General features: G+C 68.7%; 13 protein-coding genes and 2 pseudogenes. All 15 read right to left on the bottom strand.

Translation table 11 applies throughout. The features are described from left to right. Positions 1 to 36 precede the first annotated feature (36 nt). A pseudogene (locus tag RDCOP1_RS21915) lies at positions 37 to 1065 on the bottom strand (pseudouridine synthase); the annotation flags it as partial. A 493-nt stretch (positions 1066 to 1558) separates the two neighbouring features. Further along, on the bottom strand, positions 1559 to 2263 hold the full coding sequence (scpB, locus tag RDCOP1_RS00070; RefSeq protein WP_072698073.1) for an SMC-Scp complex subunit ScpB: 705 nt from the start codon (positions 2261 to 2263) through the stop codon (positions 1559 to 1561). Continuing rightward, entirely contained in the window at positions 2260 to 3153 is an 894-nt protein-coding gene (locus RDCOP1_RS00065; protein WP_084722236.1) for a segregation and condensation protein A, read from the bottom strand. The genes scpB and RDCOP1_RS00065 overlap by 4 nt, the downstream gene beginning before the upstream one ends. Before the next feature lie 3 nt (positions 3154 to 3156). Further along, positions 3157 to 4107: a ParA family protein gene (locus tag RDCOP1_RS00060; protein ID WP_072698072.1), complete on the bottom strand. Its 951-nt coding sequence runs from the start codon at positions 4105 to 4107 to the stop codon at positions 3157 to 3159. Between the two features lie 165 nt (positions 4108 to 4272). Next, positions 4273 to 5193, bottom strand: a complete 921-nt coding sequence (gene xerD / locus RDCOP1_RS00055; RefSeq protein ID WP_072698765.1) for a site-specific tyrosine recombinase XerD — start codon at positions 5191 to 5193, stop codon at positions 4273 to 4275. 8 nt (positions 5194 to 5201) lie between these two features. After that, on the bottom strand, positions 5202 to 5831 hold the full coding sequence (locus tag RDCOP1_RS00050; RefSeq protein ID WP_072698071.1) for an NUDIX domain-containing protein: 630 nt from the start codon (positions 5829 to 5831) through the stop codon (positions 5202 to 5204). A gap of 4 nt (positions 5832 to 5835) precedes the next feature. Then, positions 5836 to 7587, bottom strand: a complete 1752-nt coding sequence (gene pyrG, locus RDCOP1_RS00045; RefSeq protein ID WP_072698070.1) for a CTP synthase — start codon at positions 7585 to 7587, stop codon at positions 5836 to 5838. A 194-nt stretch (positions 7588 to 7781) separates the two neighbouring features. Then, positions 7782 to 8735 (bottom strand): copper transporter, encoded by a 954-nt coding sequence (locus RDCOP1_RS00040; RefSeq protein ID WP_072698069.1) that lies wholly within the window; start codon positions 8733 to 8735, stop codon positions 7782 to 7784. Continuing rightward, a complete protein-coding gene (steA, locus tag RDCOP1_RS00035; protein WP_072698068.1) occupies positions 8732 to 9916 on the bottom strand; it encodes a putative cytokinetic ring protein SteA in 1185 nt (394 codons plus the stop codon). The genes RDCOP1_RS00040 and steA overlap by 4 nt, the downstream gene beginning before the upstream one ends. A 76-nt stretch (positions 9917 to 9992) precedes the next feature. Continuing rightward, a complete protein-coding gene (recN, locus tag RDCOP1_RS00030) occupies positions 9993 to 11762 on the bottom strand; it encodes a DNA repair protein RecN (RefSeq protein WP_072698067.1) in 1770 nt (589 codons plus the stop codon). 1 nt (position 11763) lies between these two features. Beyond that, the gene (locus tag RDCOP1_RS00025) at positions 11764 to 12711 is read right to left on the bottom strand and encodes an NAD kinase (protein WP_072698066.1); all 948 of its coding nucleotides are present in this window, start codon (positions 12709 to 12711) and stop codon (positions 11764 to 11766) included. Further along, complete coding sequence (locus RDCOP1_RS00020) at positions 12708 to 13532, bottom strand: TlyA family RNA methyltransferase (RefSeq protein WP_072698065.1); 825 nt, start codon at positions 13530 to 13532, stop codon at positions 12708 to 12710. Before RDCOP1_RS00020 ends, RDCOP1_RS00025 begins: the two co-directional genes overlap by 4 nt. 1 nt (position 13533) lies before the next feature. After that, positions 13534 to 13752: a hypothetical protein gene (locus tag RDCOP1_RS00015; protein ID WP_072698064.1), complete on the bottom strand. Its 219-nt coding sequence runs from the start codon at positions 13750 to 13752 to the stop codon at positions 13534 to 13536. A 53-nt stretch (positions 13753 to 13805) separates the two neighbouring features. Next, positions 13806 to 14843 (bottom strand): HAD-IIA family hydrolase, encoded by a 1038-nt coding sequence (locus tag RDCOP1_RS00010; RefSeq protein ID WP_072698063.1) that lies wholly within the window; start codon positions 14841 to 14843, stop codon positions 13806 to 13808. Beyond that, a pseudogene (locus RDCOP1_RS21965) lies at positions 14840 to 15670 on the bottom strand (tetratricopeptide repeat protein); the annotation flags it as partial. The gene RDCOP1_RS00010 and the pseudogene RDCOP1_RS21965, both read right to left, overlap by 4 nt. Between the last annotated feature and the right edge of the window lie 658 nt (positions 15671 to 16328).

The raw sequence follows: 16328 nt of genomic DNA, 5'->3' as shown, positions 1-16328 counted from the left end.
TCAGTGCACCGTCCTCGGTGAGCGAGGCGGAGGGCGTCACAGGCCGACCGCCTCGTACAGTCCGCCCACTTCCTTGCGTCCGAGGACACGCAGGGTGCCGGGGCGCTGGTCGCCGAGCGCGACGGGACCGATGTTGGTGCGGACCAGCCGAATCACCGGGTGGCCGACCGCGTCGAGGAGCCTGCGGACGATGTGCTTGCGACCTTCGTGGAGTTCGAGGCGCACACGGGACTGGCCGTTGAACACTTCGAGCAACGCGAACTCGTCGACCGAAGCAGGTCCGTCCTCGAGTTCGACGCCCTCCTTGAGCTTCTTGCCGACGCCGCGCGGAAGTTCACCCTTGACGGTCGCCAGGTAGGTCTTGGCGACCTCGAAGGACGGGTGCATGAGGCGATGGGCGAGTTCACCGTCGTTGGTGAGCAGCAGCAGACCTTCGGTGTCCGCGTCGAGCCGGCCCACGTGGAAGAGTCGCTGGCCGGCGGCGATGCGTTCGGAGACGATGTCGCCGACGCAGGGGCGGCCGAGATCGTCGGACATCGTGGACTGCCATCCGCGCGGCTTGTTGAGCACGAGATGCACGAGGTCCTTCTTCACGACCACGCGCGTTCCGTCCACGCGGATGACCGTGTTCTCCGGGTCGACGCGGAGGCCCTGTTCGACCACGATCCTGCCGTCGACCTCGACGCGACCGGCATCGATGAGTTCTTCGGCGGCCCGACGTGAGGCGACACCGGCCTGAGCGAGCACCTTCTGCAGGCGCACGCCCTCACCTGCGGGAAGCTGGGTGGGACCGGCATCGCTGTGCTGGTGCCGCGCGGGCTTCGCATTGCTGATCGTCGGGTTGGGCACGGGCCGCTTGGCCGCCGGTTTCGGCGCGGCCGGGCGGCCGCGCTTGTTCAGCGTGGCGCCCTTGCGGTGCGGCTTCTTCCCGGCGTCCGGCGTCGAGGTTTCTGCCCGTCGATCCGGGCGAGCGTCGGTGCGGCGATCGGGACGAGAGTCCGTACGTCCCTCAGCCCGGCGATCGGGACGAGAGTCCGTACGACGATCGGGACGGGCGTCGTTCCGGTATTCGGGACGGCCTTCGGTACGACGATCGGTGCGGTGATCCGAACGACCCTCCGTACGACGATCGGGACGGCCTTCCGTACGACGATCCGTCCGGAAATCCGAACGACCCTCCGTACGACGATCGGTACGGTGGTCCGAACGACCTTCGGTACGACGATCAGGACGGCCCTCGGTACGACGATCGGTACGGAAATCCGAACGACCCTCGGTGCGGCGATCAGGACGACCCTCGGTACGACGATCGGTACGGAAATCCGAACGACCCTCGGTACGACGATCAGGACGACCCTCCGTACGACGATCCGTCCGGAAATCCGAACGACCTTCGGTACGGCGGTCGGGGCGGGAGTCGGTGCGACGATCGGGACGAGCGTCCGTCCGATTGTCGGAGCGCGGAGCGCGAGGATTCCGATCCTTCGCGCCGCGGGGATTACTTCGATTGCGGTCCGGTGTGCCATCACGGCGAGCGGGTGTATTCACTTGATTCCTGTCAATTCTCTGGGTCGAACTCCGCGGGCGAGAGTGTCTCGGTACGCGCGTTCTTTCCCATTCTCTCAAATCGTGGGTCCGACTCGAGGCTCTCGGAGATGTCATCGATCACATCGACGTCCGGGAGCAGTGGCCCGACGGGCGGAAGTTCCTGAAGGGACGCCAGCCCCAACCGTTCGAGGAACAGTTCTGTCGTGACGTAAAGCGTGCCTCCGGTCTCCCGATCCGTGCCGGCCTCGGCGATCAGATCCCGGGCCAGCAAGGTGCGCATCACGCCGTCGACATTGACACCGCGCACTGCGCTGACCCGGCTACGGGTCACCGGCTGCCGGTACGCGACGACGGCGAGTGTTTCCAGCGCTGCGCGGGTGAGCTTCGTGCGCGCGCCGCCCTGCAGCAGTTTCTCGACGTACGGCGCGAACTCGCGCCGGGTGTAGAAGCGCCAGCCGTCACCCGCGATCCGCAGGTCGATGCCGGAGCCCCGCGCGGTGAGGCTGTCGGCGAGTCCGCGCAGCGCGGCCTCGGCACGATCGGCCGTCACTCCGATTGCGGAGGCGAGTTGCTCGGTGGGCGCGGGGGTGTCGACGACGAGGAGCAGCGCTTCGAGTGCGGCGACGAGTTCGTCGTCCGCCATCTCCAGCAGTTCCGCGTCCCAGGCCCGTTCGTCGGCGGTGCTCCCGGCGTCCGCAACGTGGTCCTGGCTCATCCGTAGTCCTCCTCGAAGTCGACGGCGGTGTCGTCGTTTTCGTCGGTCCAGGCCACTTGTAACGGCCCCAGCGGATCGGGTTGCTCGAACGTGACGGCACGTTCCCGATAGAGCTCGAGCAGAGCCAGGAACCGGGCGACGATCTGCAGTCCGAGCTCGCATTCGGCGATCAGTTCGTCGAACCCCACCCACACACCGGCACCCCGCTGTTCCAGGATGGCAAGAATCAGAGCGGCCTGCTCGGGCACCGACACGGTGGGGACATGCAGGTGGTCGAGTCCCACATTGGGCACGGGTTTGGGGCGGAACGCGGCAGCCGCGATCTCCGCGAAGCGCTGAGAGTCGACGCCGAGGACGACGTCCGGCACCAGGTTCTCGAAGCACTCTTCCAACGAGACGGCGCGCGGATATCGGCGCAGCGCAGCACTTTCGAGAGCGGCGAACTGTTCGGCGACCAGTTTGTAGGCGCGGTACTGCAGCAGCCGCGCGAACAGCAGGTCGCGAGCTTCGAGGAGCGCGAGGTCTTCGGGGTCGTCGACGTCACCGGACGGCAGCAGGCGCGCGGCTTTGAGATCCAGCAGGGTCGCGGCGACGACGAGGAATTCGGTGGTCTGGTCCAGGCCGAGTTCCGGGCCGAGTCTGCGTGTGTACGCGATGAATTCGTCCGTGACCTCGTGGAGTGCCACTTCTGTGACGTCGAGGCGACGTTGTGAGATCAGGCTGAGCAGCAGATCGAAGGGGCCTTCGAAGTTGCGGAGGCTGAGATGGAATCCGGTGGGCGCGGTATCGGGGACCACCGGGGTTCCGTCAAGGATCGGGGTGACGTCTACGTCGGCGGTGTCCGGACGGGCGGCTTCCGGGGAAGCCGCGTCCGGGGCTGCGGTGTACACGGATCAGCGGCCGGTCCGGTGGATGACTTCGCGCGCCAGCGCACGATACGACTCGGCGCCGGCGGAGGACGGAGCCCACTTGGTGATCGGCTCCCCCGCGACGCTCGTCTCGGGGAACTTGACTGTGCGATTGATCACCGCGTCGTAGACGAGATCCCCGAACACCTCGACGACACGCGACATCACTTCGCGGCCGTGGAGGGTGCGCGAGTCGTACATGGTGACGAGGATCCCGGCGACGGTCAGTTTCGGGTTTAGCCGGTCGCGGACCTTCGCCACGGTGTCGTTGAGCAGCGCGAGCCCGCGGAGGCTGAAGAATTCGCATTCCATCGGGATGAGCACAGAGTCGGCGCAGGCCAGGGCATTGACGGTGAGAAGCCCGAGGGACGGCTGGCAGTCCACCAGGATGTAGTCGTAGCGGTCGAGGACCGGGTAGAGCGCCCGCCCGAGGGCCTGCTCACGGCCGACTTCGGAGACGAGCTGGATCTCGGCTGCCGAGAGGTCGATGTTGCTGGGCAGCAGATCGAGGTTCTCGACGTGCGTGTGGACGAGGACGTCGTCGGCAGAGACGCGTGGATCGACGAGAACGTTGTGGACGGTCAGATCGAGGTCGTGGTGCGCGACTCCGAGTCCGGCCGACAGTGCGCCCTGAGGATCGAGGTCGACGAGCAGGACACGCCGTCCGCATTCGGCGAGTGAGGCTCCGAGGTTGATCGTGGAGGTGGTCTTGCCGACCCCACCCTTCTGGTTGCACATCGCGATGATCTTCGCGGGACCATGGGAGGTGAGTGGGGCGGGTTCGGGGATCACGCGACGGGGACGGCCCGTAGGTCCGAGTTCGACATCGGCGACCGGTGGCGCGAGCTCCGGTTGCCTGGACCCGGTGGCCGCGAGCGCCCACCCGGGCGTTCGGGTGGGTGTGGTTTCCGTGGCGGGTGGCTGAGGTGTGCCCACGTTCGGTACTCCCCCTGTCCTGGCGACCCGGTCTGTCTCTCACCGGATCTGTGTCACCGGATCTGTGTCTCGCCGAACCGTGGTCCGGCGACCGTTCCGTTACAGGAACGCTACCGCCTCGAGGCCTCGATTACCGCAGGGACACGCGCCGCCTCGCGGTGTTACTCATCTCGCGCGCGGATGCGCTCCGGCCCATACCTCGCGAAGCGCACCCACCGTGACCTGCGTATATATCTGAGTGGTTGTCACAGAAGCATGCCCCAGTAACTCCTGTACCACCCGTACGTCGGCGCCGCCGTCGAGGAGGTGGGTGGCGAAGGAGTGACGAAGGGTGTGAGGTGAGACATTCGCGTCGATTTTCGCGCTTTCCGCGGTGGCGCGCAGGACGCTCCAGGCGCTCTGCCGCGACAGCCTGCCGCCCCGGGCATTGAGGAAGAGGGCGGGGGTGAGCCCGCCTGCGAGGGCGGGCCGGCCGCGCACCAGATACGCGTCGAGAGCCGCGAGAGCGGGCCGCCCGACGGGAACGAGGCGTTGCTTACCTCCCTTGCCCCGGAGCAGGGCGGCACGCGAATCGGTGTCGATGTCGTCGACGTCGAGCCCGACCGCTTCGGAGATCCGGGCTCCCGTGGAGTACAGCACTTCGAGCAGGGCCCGGTCGCGCAGGCCGCGTGGGCCGTCCGATTCCCCACCGGCTGCGTCGAGGAGCGCGGTGACCTGGTCGACGGTCAGCGATTTCGGGAGTCGCCGCCCCGGGCTCGGGGGGCTGACGGCGCGGGCGACATCTGCGGGCGTGTGCCCTTCGGCCGCGGCGAACCGGTGCAGGCCGCGTACTGCGATGAGGGCGCGCGCTACCGAACCGGCCGCGAGGGCGGGATGTCCCTCGTCGGGCTCGCCGCGGCGAAGCGCGACCCCGAAGTCGGCGATGTGCTGTTCCTCGACGGCAGCGAGATCGCCGATGTCGCGCTCGGTGAGGTAGTCGAGGTACCGCGTCAGGTCACGGCGATAGGCCGCGAGGGTGTTGCGGGCGGCGCCGCGTTCGACGGTGAGGTGGTCGAGATAGGCGTCGAGTTGTCGTGCGAGCCCGATCCCGGGGTTCACCGTGCAACGCGGGTACGGGCGAAGGCGCTCGGGCGGTCCGGCCACGGCGCGTCCGGTGTGCGAAGGAATTGCCCACCGGTCGCGCGGGTGGCGGCGAACGCCAGAATGCCGGACACCGCGGTGGCATTGACGATGTCGCCTCGCAACGCCATCGCGACGGCTTCGTCGAGGGGAACGAACTCCACCTCGAGGTCCGCCTCCTCGTGGACCGGGTCCGGGCGGTCGACGGAACTGAGCCCACGCGCGCCGAAGACCCGTACCGCCTCGTCGGTGAACCCGGGCGACAGCGCGATGTCGACGAGCACTTCCCAGTCGGCCGCCGCGAGGCCGGTTTCCTCGGCGAGTTCGCGGCGGGCCGTGTCGAGTGGATCCTCACCGGGAGCGTCGAGCAGTCCGGCGGGCAGTTCCCACAGGCGACGGCCCAGCGGATGCCGGTATTGATGCACGAGCACCACCCGGTCGTGTTCGTCGACGGCCACGACGGCCACCGCACCGTGGTGCTCGACGACTTCTCGTTCTGCGGTCTGCCCACCGGGCATGACCACCTCGTCGACGCGCAGCGACACGATGGCGCCGGTGTAGATCCGTTTGCTGGACCGGGTGCTGAATTCGTGTCGCTGCGCCATCGAGTTACTCGGCGTCGCCGGAACCGGAAGCGGACGAGACCGGCTCCGCGGGGCTCGACGTGGTGCTACCGCCGTGGACGTCGACGGGCAACCGTTCGGCGGCCTTGTATTCCAGTGCTGCGGCGATCAGTCCGGCGAACAGGGGGTGCGGGCGGGTCGGGCGGCTCTTGAGCTCCGGGTGCGCCTGCGTGGCGACGAAGTAGGGGTGGGTGCTCGCGGGGTACTCCACGAACTCCACGAGGCGACCGTCGGGTGAAGTACCCGAGAACACCAGGCCCGACTTCGCGATCTCCTCGCGGTAGGCGTTGTTGACCTCGAACCGGTGCCGGTGCCGCTCCGAGACGTGCTCGGAGCCGTAGGCCTTGGCGACGACCGAACCCTTCTTCAGCGTCGCCGGGTACGCGCCGAGACGCATCGTTCCGCCGAGGTCGGCCTCGCCGGCGACGGCCTGTTCCTGATCGGCCATCGTCGAGATCACCGGGGCGGTGGTGTCGGGGTCGAATTCGGTCGAGGACGCATCGGCGATACCGACGGACCGCGCCGCTTCGATGACCACGCCCTGCAGGCCGAGGCACAGGCCGAGCAGCGGAATCTTCCGGACGCGGGCGAAACGGATCGCGCCCAGCTTGCCTTCGATGCCGCGGATGCCGAACCCGCCGGGGATCAGCACGGCGTCGACGTCACCGAGATGCTTCTCGGCGCCGGCCTCGGTTTCGCATTCGTCGGAGGCGACCCAGCGGATCTTCACCTTGGCGCGGTGCGCGAACCCACCGGCCCGCAGCGCCTCGGTCACCGAAAGGTAGGCGTCGGGCAGATCGATGTACTTGCCGACGAGCGCGACCTCGACGGTCTCGCGGGGGTTGTGGACACGTTCGAGCAGGTCGCCCCACACCGTCCAGTCGACGTCGCGGAACGGCAGTCCGAGCTGGCGCACGACGTAGGCGTCGAGACCTTCGCTGTGGAGGACCTTCGGGATGTCGTAGATGCTCGGGGCGTCGGGGCACGAGATGCATCCGGCGAGGTCGACGTCGCACATCAGCGAGATCTTGGCTTTGAGCGACGCCGGAACATCACGGTCGCAGCGCAGAACGAGCGCGTCGGGCTGGATACCGATGTTGCGCAGAGCGGCCACCGAGTGCTGGGTCGGCTTGGTCTTCAGCTCACCGGACGGGCCGAGGTACGGCACCAGCGACACGTGGAGGAAGAAGCAGTTGTCGCGGCCCACCTCGTGGCGGACCTGCCGGGCGGCCTCGAGGAACGGCTGCGACTCGATGTCGCCGACGGTGCCACCGATCTCGGTGATCACCACGTCGGGGATCTGCCCCTCGTTGTCGGGCGCGGCCATCGCGAGGATGCGACGTTTGATCTCGTCGGTGATGTGCGGGATCACCTGCACGGTGTCGCCGAGGTACTCGCCGCGACGTTCCTTGGCGATCACCGTCGAATAGACCTGGCCGGTGGTGACGTTCGCGTCGGCGCTGAGATCGCGGTCGAGGAAGCGCTCGTAGTGGCCCACGTCCAGGTCGGTTTCGGCGCCGTCCTCGGTGACGAAGACCTCGCCGTGCTGGAACGGGTTCATGGTGCCGGGATCGACGTTGAGGTACGGGTCCAGCTTCTGCATCGTGACCCGCATTCCGCGGGCGGTGAGCAGCGCTCCCAGGCTCGACGCGGTGAGACCTTTGCCGAGCGAGGACGCGACGCCCCCGCTGACGAAGATGTGCTTGGTAGCGGTACGCGAATGGCGTGACTGTGGCAAAAGAGCTCCCGTGACGTCAGGTGCAGGGCTTTTGGACTGATGTGATGCAGCTGGGGCCTGCCGACCCACGGAACTTCACGGTAACACCTTCTACGGCCGGGGCGTACTCGACTCGCCCGTATCGGACTCCGGTGCCGTGGACGTCACACTTTCCGGACGGTCTCCGGGACGTGTGCCCCGACGGCCGTTCGGGCTCACCGCGCCGCCGACCCGACGGTGACGGCGCTCGCGCCGGGGCCGGTGCCGTAGCGCCCGGCGCCGCCGTCGAGCTGTTCACGCAACCCGAGAATCGTGGTGATCCGGCCCGCCTCACGGTCGAGATTGTCCACGGTGGACAAGCCCGACGACAGCGCCGCGTCGGCACGTACCACCGCCACAGCGCCGTTTCCGGTCGCTGCGCCCGGCCGTCCGGCGAGAACGGCGCCGGCGCCGCGGGTGTCGAGCGCCGCGGCGAAGCGGGCCACGAGCGCTCCGCGGTTCCCGCCGGCGGCGTCACCGTCGGGGTCGGGTTCGCCGGTGACGACGAGCGCCGCCTGCGCCGGGGTCACCTCCGCGTCGTCGTAGCCGATGTAGCCGCCGCTCCGGAGGGTGGTCAGTGCCAGTGCACGTTCCTCCGGGGTACTGCGAGCCTCGCCGGTCGCCGGGTCGACGAGCAGGACAGCGCCGAGGAGATCCCCGGTGAGACTGCCCGGGTCGACGGCCCCGGTCCCCAACTCCACCCCCGCGGGAATGACGTTGGTGACAGTCGTGCGTAATTGATCGGCTCCGGCCGCGCCGACGAACGAGTCGGTGAGCGCCAGCCGGCCGGTGACCCGGCCCCCGGCGTCGCCCACGGTGCGTATCAGCGCATCGACATCGGCGGGATCTGCGTCGGGCGTGGTGACGACGAGGATCGTCTGATCGGCCAGTGTGTCGCGTACCACCCTCGGTGCGACGGTCGCGTCGAAGCCGTCCGCGGCGAGCAATTGTCCGTCGAGCCGGGTGGCGCGGTCCTCGGCGTCCTGCAGTTCGCGGCGGATCTCGGACTTGTCGTCGCGCAGCCCCGAGACGAGACTGCCCGACAGCAGCCCCGATCCGACGACGATGCCGACCGCCAGGGCCAGGAACACGGCCACCAGCGAGACGACATGGTGCCGCATCGAGATCACGCCTGCAGACCCCGAACCCAGTCGACCAGGCTGTCCCACCACTGCTGGGCCATGTCGACCACGTCGCCCCCGAGGTTGGAGACGACCAGCGCGGCGATGACGGCGATCAGTGCCGCGAAGACCAGCAGGGCGATCATGCCGCCGGAGACGCGACTGCGGTACAAGGTGGCCACAGCTTTGGCGTCGACGAGTTTCGGGCCCACCTTCAGGCGGGTCATGACCGCTGAGGGATTGGTGTCGCGGCGTCCCTGGTCGAAGAACTCGTCCAGGGACACGGTGCTGCCGACGGTGACCACGAGGGCGGCACCGTGATGGTCGACGAGAAGCAACGCCAGATCCGTCGGGGTGCCGGCGGCGGGGAACGTCATTGCGCCGATACCGAGATCCTGGATGCGTTCGAGGCCGGGAGCGTGACCGTCCGGGTCGGCGGGAAGCACCACCTCGGCACCGGATTTGAGCGTGGCCGTGCCGATCCCGTCGGGGTCACCGACGATCAGGTCCGGCCGGTATCCGGCCTTGGTGAGCGCGTCCGCACCGGGACCGACGCCGACGAGAATCGGCGAGTACTCCTTGATGAACGGCTTGAGATCCTTGAGGTCCTGCACATGGCCGGGCCCGTCGGACACCACCACGACGTGCCGGTCGCGCAGGTCGAGGTCGATCTCCGGAATGCCGACACCGTCGATGAGCAGTGGACTCTCCGAGCGGATGAACTCGATGGTATTGCCGGAGAAGGCTTCGAGGTGGTCGACGAGGCCGGTTTTCGCCTCGATCATCCGGTCGGAGATCTCGGCCTCGGTTTGTTCGTCGCCCTGGACGAGAAGTCGCTCACCGGCATACACGCCGCCGTCGTAGATCCGGACCTTCGCGCCGTCCTTGATCTTCTTGAACGTGTCGGCGCCGGTGTTGTCGATGAGCAGGATCCCGTTGGCGACGAGCACCTCGGGGCCGAGATTCGGGTATCTGCCCGAGATCGATGCAGATGCGTTGACCACCGCCGCCACACCGGCTTCGACGAGGGTGTCGGCGGTGACGCGATCGAGGTCGACCGCGTCGAGGACCACCACATCGCCGGGGCCGACCCGGCGCAACAGTTTCACGGAGTTCGTATCGACCCTTGCGATACCGCTGACTCCGGGCAACGTTTCGTTGGTGCGTGACAACAGCGCCGGCATCTTCATGCCAAAGATGATGCTCCGGAGTTCCGGCCAGTCATCGGAGGCGCGCCGACACGACGCCGCTGCGGCGCCCTCGCGGTCACTGTGCGCGTTCGGCGTGCGCGACGGCGAGCAGTTCCTCGGCGTGCGCGCGTCCCGTCTCCGTGTCGTCGAGGCCGGCGAGCATCCGGGCGAGTTCGGCGACCCGCTCGGCGTCGGTCAGGGTCCGCACCCCGCTGCTCACCACCCCCGCACTGTCGTCCACCTTGTCTACCACCAGATGGGTGTCGGCAAACGCCGCGACCTGCGGGAGGTGGGTGACGACGATGACCTGGTGGGTGCGGGACAGCCGGGCGAGCCGGCGGCCGATCTCGACGGCCGCACGACCGCCGACCCCGGCATCCACCTCGTCGAAAACCATGGTGGCGCCGCGCTCGGAGCCTGCCAGGACCACTTCGAGCGCCAGCATCACGCGCGACAGTTCACCGCCGGACGCGCTGCGCGCCAGCGGCAGAGCGGGGGCGCCGCCGTGCGCGGCGAGCCGGAACTCGACTTCGTCGATGCCGGAGTCACCGGCGTGCAGCAGACGGTCGCCGACCGGCAGCGGCGCGGAATCCGCGGTCGCCGCTTCCCTCTCGCGGATCTGCACGTCGAGCACGGCGCGGCCCATGGCCAGTCCGGCGAGTTCTTTGCTCACCGCTTTCGCGAGCTTGCCCGCCACCTTGTGACGTGCCGCCGACAACGCGGTCGCCGCCTCCGCCGTCGCGGTTGCCTCGGCATCCACCTCGGCGGCCAACTTGTCGAGGGTTTCGGCGGACACGTCGAGACTCGAGAGTCGCTCGCGGGCGGTGTTCGCCCACTCGAGCACCCCGTCGACGTCCGCGGCGTACTTCCGGGTGAGTGTTTTCAGCTCGGCCTGCCGAGTGAGCAACTTCTCGAGCGCACCCGGATCGGACGGAAGATCACCGAGGTAACCCGACAGGTCACCGGCGACGTCGGTGACGACCGCGATCGCGTCGTCCAGGCGCGGCCCGAGGTCGCGCAGAGCGGGGTCGTCGCTGCCGTCGACGCGGGACCGCGCCTCGCCGAGCAGATCGAGAGCGGAGCGTGCCTCGTCCCCATCTGCGGCGTCCTGGCCGGCGAGCACGGCATGCGCGCCCATCGCGGCTTCCCGGAGTGAATCGAGATCGGACAGGCGCCGCACCTCGTCGACCAGCCGGGCATCCTCCCCCGGTTCGGGGTCGACGCGTTCGATCTCGTCGAGGCCGTACTGGAGGCGGTCGGCTTCCTGCGCGAGCTCGCGGGAACGTTCGGTGCGTTCGTGCAGTTCTTCGCGGGCGTCGAGCCATCGGCGGCGGTGGGTGCGGTAGCGCTCGAGCAGCCCGGTGACGGACTTACCCCCGAAACGGTCCAACGCGGAGCGTTGCTCCCCCGGCCGGAGCAGGCGAAGCTGGTCGTTCTGCCCGTGCACCGTGAGCAAGGGGTCGGTGAACTCCGAGAGCACGCCCACCGGGACGCTGCGTCCACCGAGGTGTGCACGCGACCGGCCGTCGCTGCCCACGCTGCGGACGGCGATGATGCTGCCGTCCTCGTCGCGTTGCGCTCCCGCGGCTTCGAGCAGCCGAGCCACTTCCTTCTCGACGTGACTGGCACCGTCGTCGACGCTGAAGCGCCCCTCGACCACAGCGCGGTTCGCGCCGACGCGCACCCGCGCCGGGTCTGCCCGGACCCCGGACAGCAGGTGGAGGCTGGTGACCACCATGGTCTTGCCGGCACCGGTCTCACCGGTGAGCACCGTCAGTCCACCGTGGAAGCGGGCGCTCGCCTCGGAGATGACGCCCAGGTTGTCGATCCGGATCTCTGCGAGCATCTCAGAGTTTCCTTCCCCGCCAGCCCTTCACCGGAAGTTCGAATTTCCGCACCATCCTGTCTGCGAACGGTGCCGAATCCAGCCGCACCCAGCGCACCGGGTGCTCGCCACGCACCACGTCGAGCCGCCCGCCTGCGGGCAGTTCGAGCGTGCGGCGACCGTCGCAGAACACGACGCCGTCGTGACCGTCTGCGCGGGTTTCGACGGCGATGATCGATTCGGGACTGGTGACCAGTGGGCGCGCGAACAGCGCGTGCGCGTTGCTCGGAATCACCAGCAGCGCCTCGAGTTCCGGCCACACCACCGGGCCACCCGCCGAGAACGCGTACGCGGTGGACCCGGTCGGTGTCGCGACGAGCACCCCGTCGCATCCGAACGACGACACCGGCCTGCCGTCGACCTCGAGTACCACCTCGAGCACGCCGAGCCGACTCTTGTTCTCGAGGCTCGCCTCGTTCAGCGCCCAACCCCGGTCGACGATCTTGTCGTCGACGCGGATGGTCACGTCCAGAGTCATGCGTTCTTCGATGCGGTACTCGCGGCCGGCAACCTGGCGGAGCGCTTCCTCGAGGTGTTCGGCTTCGGCTTCGGCGAGAAACCCGATGCGTCCGAGGTTGATCCCCAGGACCGGAACCGATGCGTATTGTGCGAGTTCGGCGGCGCGCAGGAAACTTCCGTCTCCGCCCAGCACGATGACCATCTCGCAGCCCGCGGCCGCGTCGGGACCGGGCTCGACGACACGGATGAAGCTGCCGGGAATCGCCAGGACCCCGAGTCCGTTGCTGACCGCTTCGTCCTCGAGCACCCTGAGCCCGATACCGGCCTCCCCCAGAACCTTCGCGACCCGCAGGGCGGTCGTCGCGATCTCGTCGCGACCCGAATGGGAGACGAGCAAGATCTCGCGCTCGGCCTCCCCGGTACGCGGGGGTTGCGCCGGCCCTGTTGTCACTGTGGTCCTTCCTGTACTGCACGGTGGACGAGTTCGGTGACGGTCGGGTCGAGTTCCTCGGGGCCCGGTTCCCCGGCCCGAAGCCACAGGAAGTACTCCACGTTGCCGGACGGCCCGGGCAGCGGGCTCGCGACCACCCCCCGGGTGCGAAGCCCGGCTCGCTGGGCTTCACGCGCCACATCGAGTACCGCTTCGGCCCGCAACTCCGGGTCGCGGACGACACCGCCGCTGCCGACCCGATCCTTACCGACCTCGAACTGCGGTTTCACCATCGGAAGCAGGTCCGCGCCGGGTGCCGCGCATCGCACGAACGCGGGCAACACCAGTTTCAAGGAGATGAACGACAGATCCGCCACCACCAGTTCGACCGGTCCTCCGATGAGGTCCGCGTCGATGGTACGCACATTTGTTCGATCGATCACGTGGACACGCGGGTCGGATTGCAGCCGCCAGACGAGTTGCCCGTAACCGACGTCGACTGCGACGACCTCGGTGGCACCTTCGTGCAGGAGGACATCGGTGAATCCGCCGGTGGAGGCGCCGGCGTCGAGGCATCGCCTGCCCGACACCTGCAAGCCCTGCGGGGTGAAGGCTTCGAGCGCGCCGAGGAGTTTGTGCGCACCCCGCGAGGCCCACGACACTTCGTCCGCCACTTCGGTGACCAGGAGCGGCGTGTTCGGTTCGACAGCGGTGGCGGCTTTGGTCGCCACCGTTCCCGCGATCAGCACCCGTCCGGCGGCGATCAGTTCGCTTGCGTGCTCCCGCGACCGCGCCAGTCCCCGTCGTACCAGTTCCGCGTCTACCCGTGCTCTGCGCGCCACGTCAGATCTTGTCCACGGTCGCCAGTGCTCGCACGAGTACCTCGTGGGCTTGGTCGAGGAACTGGGCCTGTCGCGAGATCCCCTGGGCGGTGTCGGAGGCGTCCGCGCTCTCGCGCGCACGAGCCAGCAACGCGTCGACCTCGCCGTGGATACGGTCGGGATCGATCACTGCCGGCGGACCGGGAATGTGTTCGCCTGGACGCGGAATAGACGTGCTCATCACCGACCACGCTAGTCCATCCACGCCACGACCGGCACACGGCACGACGTGAATCAGAGATCGATCGCCCACTCGGCGAGCACGTTGCGCGCGTGCTCGTCGCCGGGAACGACACGGCGGAAACCGGGCTTCGACCAGGCGATGCCGAGCAACCCTCGCAACACCTCCATGGCGTCACCGGCCTCTCCGCTGGACTGCAGGTGGAGATCTTCGCCGTCGAACCGGATGCTCCACGTGCCGCCCGGCGCAACGCGTGTCTCCGACACCGGGGCGTCGAGACAGCTCAGCGACGCGCCGACGTAGGTGGGACGTTGCTCTGCGGGCGCTCGCAGCAGATCGTCGACGGTACTGACACCGGTCAGCACGAGGAGCGAATCCGCGCCGACAGCGTTCGCACCTTCGATGTCGGTGTCCAGCCGGTCGCCCACGACCAGCGGACGCTCTGCGGCGCTTCGCCGGATCGCGTCCTCGAGCAGCGGCGCCGCCGGCTTGCCCGCGACGACGGGCACGGCGCCGGTGGCGTGCCGCACCGCCGCGACCATCGACCCGTTGCCGAGTACGAGGCCCCGTTCGGTGGGCAGCGTCGAATCGATGTTCGTCGCGACCCACCAGGCGCCGGCGCGAATCGCGAGAGTCGCCTCGGCGAGGATCGCCCACCCGGTTTCGGGTGAGTGTCCCTGGACCACGGCGACGGGCTCGGCGGCGGCGGTGCGCACCGGGACGAGTCCGACCCGGGCGACCTCCTCGGCAAGAGCTTCGGTTCCGACCACCAGGACCGGCGAACCCGCGGGCACCTGTTCTGCGAGCAGGCGTGCGGCGGATTGCGAACTGGTCACCACCGAGGCGTCCTCGGCGGGAAAGCCCAGGTCGCGGAGGTGGTGGGCGACCTCGCCGGGTCGACGACTCGCATTGTTGGTGACGTAGAAAAGCTTGTCACCGGTGGTCAGCGCCTCCCGGGCCCCCGGAACTGCATGTGCGCCTCTGTAGACCGTCCCGTCGAGGTCGAGAAGAAGCACATCGTAGAGAGACCGGAGAGTCTCCTCGGGAAGCTCGGCCGGCGCGTGGCCGAAAGCTCCTCCCGGCGAGGTCACAAGTCTCCTCCGGTGAGCTCCTCCACCCGGTCCTCGGCGTCGGTGACGCCTTCGATGTCGGCTTCGGCCGCGTGCAGGAACCACTGCACGCCTTCTTCTGCACGTCCCGCCGCGACGAGGGCGTCGGCATACGCGTAGAACAGACGCGCTGCGGGCGTGCCGGTCCGAGTCGGATCGAGATCGGACGTCTGCAGGGTGACGACAGCCTGGTCGTACTGACCGAGATCCATGCGTGCACCTGCGACGACGATCCGCAGTTCGCTGGCTTCGTCGCCGGTGAGTGCGCGAGCTTCCTCGCTGCGCCCGAGTTCGATGGCCTTCTCCGGCCGGCCGAGCCCACGTTCGCAGTCGGCCATGACGGCCAGGAGGGCCGTGCCACCGGACATCCGGCGTGCTGCACGCAACTCGGACAGAGCCTCGGCCCACTCGCCGGCGTGGTACGCGGTGATACCTGCGGCTTCGCGGACGACGGCGATCCGGCCGGCGCGCTGACGTGCGGCCCGGGCATGTGCCAGGGCGAGGCGCGGGTCATCGTCGATGAGCTTGCCTGCCATGACGAGGTGCCGTGCGACGGTGTTGGCGTTCAGCTTGTCGAGGCTGAGCAGATCGCGACGGATCGTCGGGTCCAACTCGGAGGCCTCGACGTTCTCGGGCAGATCAGGCTCGTCGGGTCGTGCATCACGGCGGGGGTTGGCGCCGTCGCGTCCGCCTGCCGGGCCGAATCCACCTTCACCGCCACGACGGCGGGGTGCGTCGTCGCCTCGGCGGTCGCCGCCGTAGCTGCGGGCGCCCCGAGTATCTCCGCCCCGGTTGTCGGTGCGATCACGATCACCGGACGGACGGTGCGGACGGTCCCCGCGTCCACCTTCGCCGCGGGGCCGATCGGACGACGGCCGGTCACGGTCGCCGAACTGGCGACCGCGGTCGTCTCCCCGGCTCGGCCGGGAATCGGCGCTGCGGTTCGGACGGGCGTCACCTTCGCGACGCGCCCGCGGATCGTCGCTTCGGCTGGGCCGCCGGTCATCACTGCGGTTCGGCCGCCGGTCGTCACTGCGGGCAGGGCGTGCGTCGTCACGGCGCCGGTCGCCGTAGGGCTGATCACGCTGCGGCCGGGAAGCACGGTCGGATCTGTCGTCGCCACGGTTCGGGCGGGCATCGCCTTCACGACGGGGCCGGGAGTCACCTTCTCGGCGAGGGCGAGCGTCTTCGCTCCGTCCGCGCTGGGCGCGGTCGGGGTAGGTGCGGTCGCTGCTCCGCGGCGGCCGGCGGTCCTCGCCACGGCCGGCGGACGAATCTTCACGCCTGTCGCCGGTCTGCCTGCGGTCGTCGTTGCCGCGGTTGGCCTGCGAACCTTCTTTGCTTTCGCCCCTGCCCGACCAGGGAGTAGATCCTCCACTCCGGAAGGATCGACGCTCACCGTTGTTGTCGGACACAGAAAAAATCCTTTCATAAAAGCACGATAAAAACACGAAAGGGGACCCAGTA

The sequence above is a fragment of the Rhodococcus coprophilus NBRC 100603 genome, from assembly GCF_001895045.1.
Taxonomy (GTDB): Bacteria; Actinomycetota; Actinomycetes; order Mycobacteriales; family Mycobacteriaceae; genus Rhodococcus; species Rhodococcus coprophilus.
This window is presented reverse-complemented; position numbering and strand designations above follow the sequence as displayed.

Bases quoted from the DNA above. Each gene is read 5' to 3' on its own strand.
- scpB (WP_072698073.1), bottom strand. From the start codon at position 2,263: ATGAGCCAGGACCACGTTGCGGACGCCGGGAGCACCGCCGACGAACGG.
- RDCOP1_RS00050 (WP_072698071.1), bottom strand. From the start codon at position 5,831: ATGGCGCAGCGACACGAATTCAGCACCCGGTCCAGCAAACGGATCTAC.
- steA (WP_072698068.1), bottom strand. From the start codon at position 9,916: ATGAAGATGCCGGCGCTGTTGTCACGCACCAACGAAACGTTGCCCGGA.
- recN (WP_072698067.1), bottom strand. From the start codon at position 11,762: ATGCTCGCAGAGATCCGGATCGACAACCTGGGCGTCATCTCCGAGGCG.
- RDCOP1_RS00015 (WP_072698064.1), bottom strand. From the start codon at position 13,752: ATGAGCACGTCTATTCCGCGTCCAGGCGAACACATTCCCGGTCCGCCG.